10 protein-coding genes and 1 tRNA gene are annotated in these 14784 nt (G+C 38.5%); 2 read left to right on the top strand and 9 right to left on the bottom strand.

Annotated elements, in window-relative coordinates:
• The 4 genes from HDE70_RS25630 to HDE70_RS25615 form a co-directional block, all read right to left on the bottom strand.
• The gene (locus tag HDE70_RS25630; RefSeq protein WP_183892234.1) at positions 1-3267 is read right to left on the bottom strand and encodes a SusC/RagA family TonB-linked outer membrane protein; all 3267 of its coding nucleotides are present in this window, start codon (positions 3265-3267) and stop codon (positions 1-3) included.
• Between the two features lie 334 nt (positions 3268-3601).
• Positions 3602-4729 (bottom strand): FecR family protein, encoded by a 1128-nt coding sequence (locus HDE70_RS25625; RefSeq protein ID WP_183868732.1) that lies wholly within the window; start codon positions 4727-4729, stop codon positions 3602-3604.
• A gap of 110 nt (positions 4730-4839) precedes the next feature.
• Positions 4840-5418, bottom strand: a complete 579-nt coding sequence (locus HDE70_RS25620; protein WP_183892233.1) for an RNA polymerase sigma-70 factor — start codon at positions 5416-5418, stop codon at positions 4840-4842.
• A gap of 129 nt (positions 5419-5547) precedes the next feature.
• Entirely contained in the window at positions 5548-7953 is a 2406-nt protein-coding gene (locus HDE70_RS25615) for an outer membrane beta-barrel family protein (protein WP_183892232.1), read from the bottom strand.
• 109 nt (positions 7954-8062) lie between these two features.
• Between HDE70_RS25615 and HDE70_RS25610 the strand changes: the two genes are divergently transcribed.
• Positions 8063-9730: a histidine kinase gene (locus tag HDE70_RS25610; RefSeq protein WP_183892231.1), complete on the top strand. Its 1668-nt coding sequence runs from the start codon at positions 8063-8065 to the stop codon at positions 9728-9730.
• Positions 9727-10428: a LytR/AlgR family response regulator transcription factor gene (locus tag HDE70_RS25605; RefSeq protein WP_221270714.1), complete on the top strand. Its 702-nt coding sequence runs from the start codon at positions 9727-9729 to the stop codon at positions 10426-10428. The genes HDE70_RS25610 and HDE70_RS25605 overlap by 4 nt, the downstream gene beginning before the upstream one ends.
• 27 nt (positions 10429-10455) lie before the next feature.
• Here HDE70_RS25605 and HDE70_RS25600 read toward each other — a convergent pair whose 3' ends face one another.
• The 5 genes from HDE70_RS25600 to HDE70_RS25580 all read right to left on the bottom strand — a co-directional run bounded on the left by HDE70_RS25600 (position 10456) and on the right by HDE70_RS25580 (position 14653).
• Positions 10456-12171 (bottom strand): hypothetical protein, encoded by a 1716-nt coding sequence (locus HDE70_RS25600; protein WP_183892230.1) that lies wholly within the window; start codon positions 12169-12171, stop codon positions 10456-10458.
• Between the two features lie 134 nt (positions 12172-12305).
• Entirely contained in the window at positions 12306-12473 is a 168-nt protein-coding gene (locus HDE70_RS25595) for a hypothetical protein (RefSeq protein ID WP_183892229.1), read from the bottom strand.
• A 571-nt stretch (positions 12474-13044) separates the two neighbouring features.
• A tRNA-Arg gene (locus tag HDE70_RS25590) sits at positions 13045-13118 on the bottom strand.
• A 106-nt stretch (positions 13119-13224) separates the two neighbouring features.
• A complete protein-coding gene (locus tag HDE70_RS25585; RefSeq protein WP_111634550.1) occupies positions 13225-13689 on the bottom strand; it encodes a redoxin domain-containing protein in 465 nt (154 codons plus the stop codon).
• A gap of 31 nt (positions 13690-13720) precedes the next feature.
• Positions 13721-14653, bottom strand: a complete 933-nt coding sequence (locus tag HDE70_RS25580; protein ID WP_183892228.1) for an SDR family oxidoreductase — start codon at positions 14651-14653, stop codon at positions 13721-13723.
• Positions 14654-14784 lie beyond the last annotated feature (131 nt).

Below are 14784 nucleotides of genomic sequence, written 5' to 3'. Positions count from 1 at the left end.
TTAAAAATTAAAGTTGACAGTGAACAAGTATTGCCTGTTATTCGGATACTTAAAATCAGATACACCTGGTGTAGCATTTCCCGGTGTAATAGTGGTTTGAGGATCCTGACCTAAGAAATTTGAAAAGGTGGCCACATTATCTGCTGTTATCCCAACTGTAATCCGCTCCATATTTAATTTCTTCGCAAAAGTTTGAGGCAGCGTATAATTCAAAGCAATGTTTCTGATGGTCAGATAACTTCCGTCTTTTAAATAACGGGTAGAAGTTTCAGTAGAATTGGCCGAATTCTGAGGACTTGGTTCTGTCGCTCCTGTATCACCAGGGAAACTCCATACTTTTGATCCTGATGGCATTTGTATCTGGTTATAATAAGGCTCGTGACCATCATTCATCATAAAGCGCAGGTTATTACTGAACACCTTGTTACCGTAATTGAAGTAAGTACTTATCCGCAGGTTGAAGTTCTTGTATTTGAAACTGTTGTTAAATCCTCCCTGATATTTTGGAAGCGCACTTCCAACTTTTTGTGTGGTGGCCTCCGAATAATTCATCGTCCGCTCACTTCCTATGGCTTTTCCATCTGCATCATTGATGATCTTTTCCCAAACGGGCGCACCGGTCTGACTGTCTACGCCAAGCCATTTGGGCATATAGAATTCATAAAGGTTTCCTCCATTGCTATAGATCTGTGAAATATTCCAGGAGCCGGTTTTAACAATATCGGAAGGCAAACCATAGAGTTTATTATCATTAAAATTGATGGTGAAATCTGTTGCCCATTCAAAGTCTTTAGTTTTAATGTTGATGGTATTAAAACCAAGTTCTATTCCCCGGTTAATTACATTCCCTGAATTTTCCCATCTCGTTTCAAAACCAACAGACAGGGGCTGGGAAACTTGCAATAAAAGGTTTTTAGTATTGTTCCGGTAAGCATCTATAGTCAGGTTAACTCTTTTAAACAAGCCAATATCAATACCTGCATTGAGCTGGTGTTTACTTTCCCAGGTGAGCAGCGGATTTGCAAGCTGAAAAGGTACTGCACCAATTAAGCCGTTATATTGTGTAGTTAATGAATACAGGCCAAGGTATCTGGATGAACCAATATCCTGGGTACCAGTAACCCCATAACTAAGTCTTAATTTCAAATTATCAATTGAACTATGATCTTTCATAAAATCTTCATTACTGATCAGCCAGCTTCCTGATAAGGCAGGGAATGATGCATATCGATTTGCTTTAGGAAAAGCTGAAGAACCATCTACACGAAAGGAAGCGGTTAAAAAGTAGCGGCTTTTGTAATTATAGTTGACTTGTGAAATTATAGATTGAAGATATTTCTTATCATTTAATCCCGTTACGAGCTGACCGTTTGAAACTACATTCAATACTTTTAATCCTGCGGGTAATCCTTTTCCGGACCCACCAGAAAGTTCAGTTTGAGATCCTTCTAAAGCTACTCCTGCAAAACCACTGATGGTATGATCTGATAGCCTGAAATTAAATTTCAAGAGATTATTTGAAATCCCGCCATAATTAAAGGTGTTTAATTCACTCAGAAATCCTTGTCCATGGTAAGTACCGGCAGTTAACGGGGAATAGTAATTAGCTACTTTATTGAATGCTGCGGAGCCACGGTTTGTACTGGAGAATGTCAGCCAGTCGTTAATATGATAATTTACGGCAAAATCATAGTTCACATCGAATCCCTTAGCAGGATGATCAGAGTTTTCGACTGAATGAATAGGATTTACTTTATCCCTTGACCACCATTTAAAAGTAGAATTTCCGTCCACGTATATTGGTGATCCATTTTCATCATATGGATTATCCCATGGTAAATTCAGGAAGGCGTAATAAACATCATTGTAATCATAACTGTGTCCATTTTGCGCGCTAATATTTATATTATTAGTGATACTTAGGTTTTTTGAAAAGTTATAAGTTGAATTTGCTCTTAGATTTATCCTTTGGAAATCTGTGTGCAGAAATGTTCCCTTTTCTTTATAATAGGAAGCGCCAATGTAATAACTGTTTTTTTCCGTTCTACCACTTGCAGAGAGGTAAACGCTGTTTATAGGAGCTGGTTTAAAGGATTCATTTGACCAGTCATAATCCTGGTTTCTTAAACTCAATGGCCGTTCCTGGTAGAATCTGGTTAAATCTATTTTGTATGAATTATCAGGTGCACCAACAATATAATCCCGGTAAAATTCCTTTTGATGATCATACAGTTCATTACTGTTCATCAAATTCATCTTCCCAAAATCAGGTGTCTTAAATCCTGAAGAAACTTTAACCTCAAAATTTATTTTGTCGGTTTTAGCACTCTTTGTGGTGACGATAATAACCCCGGCGTTTGCTTGTGATCCATATAAGGCAGTTGCACCGGCATCCTTAAGGACAGTGATACTTTCTACATCGTTAGGATCATAATTTCCACCAATAATCCCGTCTACTACCACCAGCGGGCTTTGACTGGCATTCACGGAAGAAACACCCCGAAGCCTGATTTCTGGCGCAGATCCCGGCGCACCAGAACTGTTAATCACCTGCAAGCCGGCTACTTTTCCCTGTAACATGGCCCCAATATTATTGGAAGTTACATCTTTCAGTTTCTCTGAAGAAACGACCGATACTGCACTTGTAAGCTCGCTTTGCTTTTTGGAATCGTATCCCACTACAATTACATTGTTCAGCTGACTAACATCTTCATCCAGAATAATACTGAGTAACTGACCTGGGATTATCTTTACCTCTTTACTCAGATATCCAATAAAGGAGACTGTCAAAACTGCGTTTTCATTGACTCCTTTTAACAGAAAGCCTCCTTCAGTGTCTGTACTTACAACTCGTTTTTGTCCCTTTATACTTACTGATGCGCCGGGTAAAGGACGGCCGTTTTTATCTATGACCTTTCCTTTTACATCAATATCTTTAATGATAATTTCTGGTAATATGGGAACAACGGATTTCGCCTTAATCAGAATTGTTTTCCGGTCAATTTTGTAGGTCAGGTTCTGGCCTTTCAATAAGGTTTCCATAACCTGATCAAGTTCTGAATTCTTAAAATCTACATTAATTTTCAACTGACCGTTCACATTCTGGTCTGAATATAAAACCCTGAATCCTGCTTGCTTTTTGATTTCCAGGAAAACCTGCTGCAAGGTGGTATTCTGTTTTGTATAACTGATCCGCTGCGCAAAACCGGCCGCACTCACTTGCAACAAACAAGTGGTGATGATGGCGACAATCAGGTTAATTCTCATTAGTAATTTTCTTTTATTCTTTGTTAAGGCGTGCTGAATAACAAATTTCAGGATAAATAAAAGTTTAGGGTATAGCCATATGCGTAGCATACCTAGGTTAAAAGCATTTAATTTCATACTTTCGTAAGCTTGGGTTAATACATGAACGGATCTCAATTTTGTTTTTTGGGTTAACTCAGATCTTTGCCATGGAAGTGCTGATACACTTTCATGGCTTTTCTCTTAAAAACCAGAAGTATTAACTTGCTTTTCCCTTGATTCTTTTCATTTTGTTTTGGTTTTAGAGTTGATAGGTTGGTTTTTACCGGATTGGTCAGATCCTCTTTTAATTTATTTATTTAGTGATTACACTCACTTGCTTTCCTTCGATAGAGAAGCGCACGTTACTGGTTTCTTCGAGCATTTTTAAAACACCAGATATATTTTCAGATCGGGAAACAGAGCCTGTAAATGTGGGCATGTTTGCCGGAGTTCGCACATATTTGATCTCTACATCATACCAGCGCGAAACTTTCTTCAGAATACTGGTTAAGGATTCATTTGTAAATACAAATTCCCCGTTTTTCCAGTCCACGGCATCATTAACATTTACCGCTTTCACAGTGAACTTTTCACCCGTCAGCGAAGATTGTTCACCAGGTTTTAAAACGACTTGCTTGTTTAACTTTACAGAGCCTTCTAACAATGTGGTTTTAATCAGCTGTTCATCGGGATAAGCATTCACATCAAAGTGAGTTCCCAAAACCTGGATCTCCTGTCTCCCGCTTTTCACAATAAAAGGATGTGTTTTGTCTTTGGCAACTTCAAAATAAGCCTCTCCGCTTAATTCAACCCTGCGTTCTTTTAAAGAGGCGAAAGAGGCTGGATATTTTAAAGAAGAAGCTGAGTTAATCCAGATTTTGGTGCCATCAGGCAAATTCAGCTGATACTGTCCGCCACGAGGCGTTTCAATGCTGTTATATCCCGCAATGCCTTTTTCCCCCTGATCTGCAATGGTGTAAACCAGTTGTCCATCTGCGGTTTTAGTAATCTTTATTCCTGCTTCTTCTGCAAGTGTGCCATTAGCTGAATTTGTCAAAGCGAGTTTCTTCCCATTGGCCAATGTCAGATAGGCCTTATTACTTCCGGCAGGGATATCATTTGCAAAGGCTTTAGCCTGAATTGATTTGGATAAGGGTGGCGGCTGATTAAAATACAGACCAACACCAATGATCAAAGCTAAAGATGCAGCTGCGGCCATATAAACTACTAATTTCCGATATTTATTAAGCTGGGGTTGCTTTTTATTCGGCTCCAGCGACAACCACATCTGGTCACTTACCTCCTGAATTTCTTGTTCGGAAAGCCCCGCCTCATCATTCTGGTGAAGTTGGTGTAACCAAAGTTTGGCAATGGTTTCTTCCTCCGGATTATAATTGCCCGAACTTATCTTATCCAATACTTCTTTTACGTCCTTCTTCATTTGAATTCTTTCCTGTTATTGCTCAACAAGATTAAAGACGATTTAGCAAGACGGATTAGGTACAAGCATTAAAAATAAAAACACAACAAACTGATAAACAGATAAATAATTTACATTTTCAAAATCCACAAAAGATAAGCCACCAGTCCGAGTTTTATCCGGAGATGTTTCATAGCTCTTTTGAGTTGTGTCGACACGGTATGTTCGGAGACACCCAATTGCAGGGCAATTTCTTTGGTACTTAAATAGCTTTTTCTTTTTAAAAGATAAATTTCTCTCATTTTGGGCGGCATTGCGGCAATTTCCTGCGTTATTAAAGCAGTAATATCCTTTTCCCGGATCAAATAATCAGTTTCCACAGAATCGAGTTCGATATAATGCTCCCCGCTTTCGGCATATTTTTTAATTATACCCTTATGTTTGAAAATATCGAATATTTTATGAAGCACTGCTTTATAGAGGTAGGCAGACAGACAGACTTTTAAATGGATCTCCTTACGGTTATTTAACAACCAGGTGAACACGTCCTGAACAACATCTTTAGCCTCTTCTTTGTTTCTTAACTTCTTATAGGCGTATAAGTATAAAAGTTTATCGTACCGGAGATAAATCTCCCTAAACGCAGCATCATTATCCTCGTTTAACAAAAGAATCAATTCACTGTCAGTAAAGGCATTATAGTTGGCCATAAAGAATACAAGTTATTCATTTTATTAAGAATAAGGAAGCCGTAAATTATATTCCTGATCCTTTTTCAAAGAAAACGATTTTTATGTGTTACCAGCTATATCCTGAAAATTAAGTTCAAGATTGCATTTCTAATTTCTATTCCCGCTTTTAGCCTGTCTGATTGCCTGGTTATCTTTGAGATTAAGACGATATACAAAGGTTAAACGATAACGCGCCGCATTTGGAATACTGGTTTGTGCCATTACATAATCGTTTCCGGTTGTGGTTGTCTGATATCGATGAAGGTTGAATACATTGGTAATATCAAGTAATAAGGTCGCTTTATCTTTCAGCAGATTTTTACTTGCGCCAAGATCAATATAATGCATTGCTGCTGAGTAGCTCTGCGCATTACTTTGCGCACCAGTAAAATTATAGCGGCACTGGAAGCTTAATTTATTTTTAAATTTCACCTGTGTACTTAAACGGCTGGTAAATACATCACCAGAATAATTGAAATTATGCGTTTCATACCATCCGCTTTGCTTAAAACGGTAAGCATTGAATTCAGTATTCAACTGCAACCATTGCAATGGATTGTATAAAACAGACAGTTCTGCTCCCTGCCGTGTTTCCCCATCAATATTTACAGGCGTGGTAATAAAAACACCGTCCAGATTCCTGAAAGTATAATTTTGAATAGTTCCTTTATTATTCTGATAATATACTGATGGGTTCAGTGTAAAAGTATTCCAGCGCTGCAAGAAGCCCACCTCAAAAACATTCGCATAAGAAGGATTCAATTCCGGATTACCAATAAACCTGGCATTAAAATCTGTAAGTTCATTAAAAGGATATAAAAGATTTAGTGAAGGCCGGTTAATCCGCTTACTATAACTTCCCTGTATAGCACCGCCTTTAGCTAACTGATAAGTCAGGCTAAGCGTTGGAAATAAACGAACATAATTTTTATTATTGTTATAAGTTCCGGCCCTGTCTTCAACCCTGACTCTGGTCAGTTCTGTTCTTAAACCCAACTGGTAGGCCAGCTTGCCGATTTTACTGCCTAACTGGGTATAAGCGCCTCCTATCAATTCATTATAGTTAAGTTGATTATTGATATTATCAATTATATTCCACTCCTCTCCCAGCTGCTGTTCGGCCTTAAATTCACTGGTCACGCTGCGATTTTCTGCCTTCAACCCAAATTCAAGTATAGTATTGCTATCCAGCGGCTGAGTAAAATCTGTTTGCGCCATCAAGTCTTTACTTGTTCCAATAGAACTGGTTCGGATGATAGGTAAATTTTCTATGACCGGCAACAATTTCTTCGTCCCCAGGTTCCAGTCTTTATCACTGTTCCAGAAATCATATTGTACATCAATAGTATGTTTTTTGCCTGGCCGCTTAAATTTATGGGTATAATTGAATTCCAATTGATTATAACTCCGCCTTTCCCATGATTCACCGTTACGCAGCAGACTGCTATCGGCTCCATTACCGGTATTCATATACTTATAATTCAAGGCTGTTTTATCATGATCATGTGTTGAGTTTTTCAAATAAGCTACTGTAACAGTCTGCTGATCATTAAGCTGATAATCTGCACCAATATATAATAATTTAGCATCATCGTGCCGGTTTTCATCCTGCCGCTGATTCAGTAAAGTAGTAACTCCATTATTGGAAACTGACTGATTGGTTGTATATAATCCTACATAATCAGATAACCGGATTCCAAAAGTTGAAAACACATTCAGCTTATCAGACTTATAATTCAGACTTGGTGTAATTCTGGTTTCATTTGGGATGCCACCCACTAATCTGAGCTGTCCATTCAATCCACCCTTCTTATTTTTCTTTAAAATGATATTAATAATCCCCGATGAACCAGCAGCATCATATCTGGAAGAGGGATTAGTGATCACTTCCACGCGCTCTACCTGATCAGCCGGTATTTGTTCCAATGCATTACCCTGAGTAAGTCCAGAACGACGACCGTTAATCAATACCAGCACATTACTGCTTCCTCTCAGACTAACAGTTCCTGAAGGGCCAACACTAACCGCAGGTACCCCGTTTAAGAGCTCAATCGCCGAACCAGTCTGCGATAAGATGTCTTTTCCTGTTTCGAATACTTTTTTATCCAGTTTTAGCGTGATCGCTGGTTGATCACTGGTTACTGCAATTTCTTTTAGCAGCTTTGAATCAGCATTCAGAAATATCGTTCCTGCATTGATATGATTTACAGCAGTAGTTATCAATAAAGGCTTTGTTATTGTTTGATATCCTATCAGCGTAAATTCGATAGTCAGCTTACCCGATGGAATATCATTAAGTTTAAATGCACCCTTTTCGTCAGTAATCCCAGCAGCGATCAGTTTCCTTGATTCATCTTTGACACTTACTGTAGCATAAACAACAGGAATTTCAGATTGCTGTTCCTTCACAATACCATAGACTGTTTTCTTCTTCGGATCAGAAGAATTTGATTGCTGAGCCAAAATACTTGTGCAGTAAAATACAGCTATAAAAATAATTAAGAGTCGTTTCATACCACAAGAATAATTTGCACAAATAATTAAGTAAGAGAAAAACATGTCAACAGCTCTATCTCCTTTTGAAATGCACTTTTTTGGCTTATCTTAACCCTAACTTTATTCCATGCAGCGCCTCTTAATTGTCTTTACCGTTTTACTATTGCTTTCTTCCTGTAAGTCTCCTGTGGTTTATGAAGAAGATCCTACTGTTTATCAGACAGGTGATAATAAATTATGGGCAGAAAAAGACTTCAATGCTACCGCATGGCCGGCTGAGAGGGGGAACACTGCTCAGGGAATCTTCTGGTCACGATCGCCAGTGAAACTGATCAGGTCTTCTGTTGTTCCAATGGGCTTACATCTTGAAGCTTTTGGTGCTTTCGAAGTCTATTGGGATGGAATATTGCTTGGTCATAATGGTCAGATCACACAGAAAGATAAGCCCGAAATAGCTGGTTTTACGACAAGTTATTTCCAGATACCCGATTCTTTAACGCATCCAGGCAGGCATATTTTAGCCCTGCGCACCTCGCAATCTCACTTAAATGAAATAAAGCGTCCTATTGGGATAGAATTAAATCTATATGCAGCACTGTTAAGAACTCCGCTGATCATTACGTCATTCATGAATTTGATGGCAGGAGCTTTCCTGATTGCGGCAGTTTACTACTTTTTCCTGTACCTTAACAGCAGGCGCAAAGAATACAGTATCCTGATTTTTGCAGTCATTTGTTCCTTATTTTTTTCTTTACTGATTGCAGAATACGTCAAATTCTATGTAGCTATACCGTATACTCATTTTTTTCTGCGGCTTGAAATTATTGGCTGGCTGACCTTTGCAATTGCTATGCTGGTGCCACTATATTTTAGTATACAATTCCATTTCCAGAGGAAAAAGATATTATTGATCATTTTATTCATTATTTTAATTACTGTGTACTTTATAAAGTATAATCATTTTGATCTGACTGCTATATTGTATAGCCGGATCATGTGGTTTACAACTTTGATCATTGTACTGAATGCCATTATTCAAAAGGAAAAAGGTGGATTTATCGTACTTACCGGTTTACTGGCCAGTGCAATAGTTAATCAATTTCTGCTTTACGATTTTGGCTTATTTATCAGCTTTACCCTGATCATTTTATGTATGCTTTATCTGCATGCTTTACGAGCCAGAATAATAGAGGATGAATTTCAATCTTCTTTACTCCTTTCTTCCAGGTTACAATTAGAGCTGATTAAAAAAAATATCCAACCCCATTTTCTCAGGAATACATTGACTTCACTGATAGACTGGGTAGAAGAATCTCCAAAACAAGGTGCTGAATTCATTCAGGCACTGGCAGGTGAATTTGACATTATGAATTCCATAGCCGAAGCCGTATTAATCCCGGTAAGACAGGAAATAGAGCTTTGTAAAACTCATCTTAAAGTGATGCAGTTCCGGAAAGAGATATGTTATGAATGGGAGGAATCCGGAATTGATGAGACAGAATATATTCCTCCTGCGCTGATACATACGCTGCTTGAAAACGGAATAACCCATAGTATTCCAATTGCCGAAAGTCTCATTTCTTTCAAATTGGCTTATTTATCTACCGCTGTTTACAAGCAATATACTTTTGAAACCCATGCACTGAACCGGGAGGTATCAAAAAAAAGAAATGGAGGCAATGGATTCCGCTATATCCAGGCCCGGTTAACAGAAAGTTATGGTGATCGCTGGAAATTCATTTCAGAAGCAATTCCAGGGGGCTGGTTAACTACGATACAGATTTACGACAAATGATGAGGATATTGATTATTGAAGATGAAGCAAGGATAGCTAAAAGAATCGAGCGGATGACCCGCAATCACTTTGAGCAGAATATAGCTGTTATTGCAGTTTGTGATTCCTTACAAAAAGGTTTGGTTTATCTAGAAAATCATACCATTGATATCTTATTATTAGATCTGAATTTGAATGGCGAAAATGGATTTGATATCTTAGAGTCAATGGTGGCCGGATCATTTCATACCATCATTGTTTCTGCCTATACTGATAAAGCAATCGATGCTTTTACTTATGGAGTGCTCGATTTCGTACCTAAACCTTTTGATCAGGCAAGACTATCAATGGCTTTCAAAAGAATTACTACCAGTGGAAAAACAACTGAAAGTACAATGAAATATCTGGCTGTAAAAAAAGCTGGTAATACGCATTTGATAGCCATTAAAGATTTACGGTATATCAAAGGCGCAGGAATTTATAGCGAACTGTATTTACAGGATGGCAAACAGGAGTTACACGACAAATCAATGGAGATGCTGGAGCAGCTGCTGCCAGATTCATTTGAGCGTATCCACAAATCTTATCTGATTTCTTTAGATCAGGCAGAAAAAATCATAGTACGCCCGGGAAGTAGTTATAGTCTTCTACTTAAGAATGGTGAAATACTGCCTATTGGCAGATCAAGGTACAAAGAGCTAAAACGAAAGATGATTTAACGCTTTGAATTTTCAATAAACTTTTCATTATTTGTAATTGTAATCAACGGTTACTCCATTAATAGCTAAACGTTTATTCTTAACCTGCATTTTACCCTGAGCAGGAACGCTCACCAAAACAACTGATTTTAGTGCTGGAATAGTAACATTAACTGCTTTAGACACATTGCGGGCCACATAGCGCTGAGCAACCAGATCGTAAACATCTGATTTCGCCTGGGCAACTTTGAACGAAATGTTTTTAGGTGCAGGGTAAGGATTATAAAATAGATGTGTCGGATAGGCATCTTGTTTAAAGAAGTCGGTAGCCAGTAAATCCAAATCTAAAATACCTTTCACTTCTGTCTCTTTGACGATGCTGCCAAAAATCCCGGCATGCCCGCTTCCATATACACTAAATTGCGAAACTTCCGGATTTTGACCAGGAACCCATTTGGGACCGTCACCCTGTGCTACCGGAGCTTTCAAAGTCTGGTATAAAGTGTCAAAAGTAGAAGCCTTTGCAAAGCCTTCATAAGCAATTACCCCTTTGGTTACATCGGCCAGATCAGGAATGGTTTGATGTTCCACTGGCATGTACCGGGGATAGAAAAGTCGCGACGCATTCACAGCATTCAACATCCATTTTCCGATGGCGTCTGCATATTCAGGTTTATACCTCACCATAGGGACCAATGGCAATGCCGCATCAAAAGTATTCATTAAAAAAGCATATCCACCATGATCTACAGTGCTGCCCACGGTTCCGGAAATGTCGAAACCATTCCAGTTTCCAACCAGAAATCCCCACCCTTCTCTGCAAACCGCGGTTCCGTCAAACGTCCAGTTCAGCATTTTAGCAATATCAAAATTAGTTCCTTGTTCTGCATTCATCCTCGCCGCTACATAAGCGCCAAAAGGCATGAGTAATTCGTAAGTAGGATTAATTTTTTCACTTTCCAAAGCCTTCATGGCACTTATTGCACCTTTCAAATAACGTGGATCTCCGAACTTCTTATAGGCCGAGTATAAAACATAAGCATGTCCCGCAGCTGCATCTGGTTGGGCACAGATGTTTGTAGACATGGGTTTCATTTGTCCATAATCAAAATAGGAATATTTGTAATTGCCGTTCAAAATAGAATCAGCCTTGTAAAATTTCTCTGCGATGCTTCTGGCCATCATTTCAAAACCAGGCTCTGATGGGTATTTGTCGTAAACTGCATAAAACAAGACGTTGGGATATACATCGTACCACCAATCGCGACCATAACCACCACCCAACAGGGCAACTTCAGGAGCGGTATTATTCATCATAATGTCCCATCCAGTATCCTTGTTGAAATAATTCCGCAGCATACCTACATAGTTTACCCCCTGCTGTTTGCTTTTATCGAGCCCGACCAGCGTAGCACCTAAAACAGCGCCCATATTGGCCAGCGCTTCATGAAACATACCTTTATTATGTTGTAATCCTTGTCTCACATCTCCAACAGCGGTATACATCCCTAAGGTCGGTTCTTTAAAGTTTTTACCAGTACTGTCTATCCAAACCATTGGCCAGTATTTCCCTTTAGCGTTGAAATCATATACGGTGCGGTCAAATTTAAGCGCCATAGCTTTCCAATCTATAATTTGGAGCGGTTGAGGCAGATCGGCCATTGCGTTAACACGACTGATACTAACTTGCTTAACCTGTGCCTGTGAAACCGTAAATAAAAATAATGCAAGGAAGGTAAAAGAGGAAATCAGTTTAAATTTCATAGTATCGGGTTATTTAATGTATTTACTAAACTATAGAATGATATAGGCAAATTCAGGATCAAGTCATAAACTTGTGGATCAGGGATTAAATTTCAAATTTTGGGTTTGATATTTTCTTAGTTTAAAGCAGATGATTACGATTCTTTAATAAGCTGATTACTTCCTGATTTTTCCAGGCTTCCCGGTACAGAACTTTTGAAACAACCTGTACTCCAACCTGCTGCTTTAAAAATGAAACCGCCCAGGATTCCCTCTGAAAATTTACCCGTTAAACTTCCCATAATAAATAAATGCTTTTCCACCAATGTAAGCTATTAGCGTTAAAGATTATCCTGATGCATAAAAAATGTCTGCAATTGTCCGCAGTTGTCCGTGGGTTAGTCAAAGGGAAAATTATAATTTCATTAATCTTCAACTAGTTATGGTTTGGTTGTGCCTGAGTGGTAGTCGGGATGACACCAGGTTGAGAACAGCCTTTAAGCATACTTACTCTAAGTCATTTCAACTAGTTGTTTTGACTTGGACTTGCCATGCTCTCACGTTACTTTAGCATTGCTCTTACCCTAACGAGTACTCGGACAGTACCCGGGCAGTACCCGGCCGATATAGAGTTATTATTTAGCTATTTTGAATTTATTTACTAACAGCCCGGCCTTGTTTCGGCCGGGTCATTCCCATGCCAATTGAAAGCTTTCAGCGCAACTTCCACAGGCATAAGAGCATCCGTGATAGCAAAGACTTTCTATTTAGCGTGTCGAAAATTTATGCTTAAAAAAGGGCCTGCTCCACAAGTTGATGACTTGATCTATACTATCATGGTCTGTAGAAACTACCATAAACAAGAAAAGCCTTAGATTTCTCTAAGGCTTTCAGTGCACTTGTAGGGATTCGAACCCCAAACCTTCTCATCCGTAGTGAGATGCTCTATCCAATTGAGCTACAAATGCATTTCCCAATTCTGTATCGCTTTGGGATTGCAAAAGTAGTATTTCTATTTGAAATTCAAAACTTTTTTCAAATAAATATTCAAATAAATAAAGCGTCTTACCCTTACTATCCCTCTACAACTTTCTTAATTGCATCGAAATCAGGAAGATCACCTGCCGATTCTAAAACTTCAGCATAAATAATTTTTCCTTCTTCGTCGATCACAAAAGCGGCTCTTTTGGATACACCTTTCAAATTATAGACGAATTCCTCATAAATTGACTGATAAGCTCTGGACGTTTCTTTGTTAAAATCTGATAATAAAGGGAACTGATAGAACTGTTCTTCTTTAAATTTAGCTAATGTAAAAGGTGAATCCACAGAAATACCCAATACTTCAGCATTCATTCCCTGGTAAAAACCAAAACTATCTCTCATTGTACAAAGCTGAGTAGTGCATGTACCAGTAAAAGCCATTGGGAAAAACTGTAATACTAATTTCTTTCCTTTGAAGTCAGCTAATGATGTCTCTTTTAAATCTGAGCTGAATAATTTAAAATCCGGAGCCTGATCGCCTATTTGTAATCCCATTTTAATATATGTTAATTGTATGTATAATTATCTATTTCGCTTCCTGTTCAGTCAGCCGTTCTCTTTCTTTCAATTGTTCGTCCAATAAAGCCAGTCCCTGCTCAAAACTGCGCGGCGCATAACCAAGTTCATGAATAGCCTTATCTAATATAAAACCCGTCCTCATTGGTCTGGGCGCTGACTGATTAAGAGAGGCAGCACTAATCTCTGTAATCAGTTCTTTATTTAAATTCCAAAAATCAGCAACCTTGAATACCAATTCTGAAATACCCATCATATCTTTTCCTGAGATATTAAACACACCATTCGCATTCTTCTCTATAACTAAAAGGCAGGCATCTGCCAGATCCTCTACCAGAGTCGGCATCCGCCACTGGTCATTTACTACGCTGATAGGAGTTCCTTTCTCCAGCGCCCCCTTAGCCCACAATACAATGTTACTTCTGCTCTCATCACTGATAATTCCATATACAATGATAGTACGCAGAATTGCCCATTTACAAGCAGCATTTTTCACCAGCTCTTCCGCCTCTGATTTTGTCTTTCCATAATAACTTAAAGGATTCGGAACATCCGACTCAAGATATGGGCCATTCAGTCCATCAAAAATAAAATCCGTAGACAAATGAACCAATTGTATCTTGTATTCCTCACAAATTGTGATTAATGTTTTTACCGCTTCCACATTCAATGCGTAAGCAAGTTCTTTTTCCGTCTCGCATTTATCAACATTTGTTAGTGCAGCCGTATGAATAATTGCATCAGGCCTGTAACGCTCCAGAACTTCTCTGACATTTGCAGGATTAAGGATATCCATTTCCGCATAAGTATACCCTTGCATAGTCTTAAAACGATTTTCACCTTTCGAGGTAGCGACCAGATTAAAGTGCTTACCTGACAATATTGTGGAGGTAATTTTCTGTCCGAGAAGCCCATTACTGCCTGTAACTAATACTGTTTTCATGCCTACTAAATTATTGATAAAAAAACTGTGGAAAAACTTTTTATTTATATACAAAAATTATATCGAAAATCCTTAGCTTTGCAAACCGAATTGAAGCCTTTAAAACGGCCTTTAACAATTTGATATTTATA

The sequence above is a fragment of the Pedobacter cryoconitis genome (assembly GCF_014200595.1).
Lineage (GTDB): Bacteria > Bacteroidota > Bacteroidia > Sphingobacteriales > Sphingobacteriaceae > Pedobacter > Pedobacter cryoconitis_C.
This window is presented reverse-complemented; position numbering and strand designations above follow the sequence as displayed.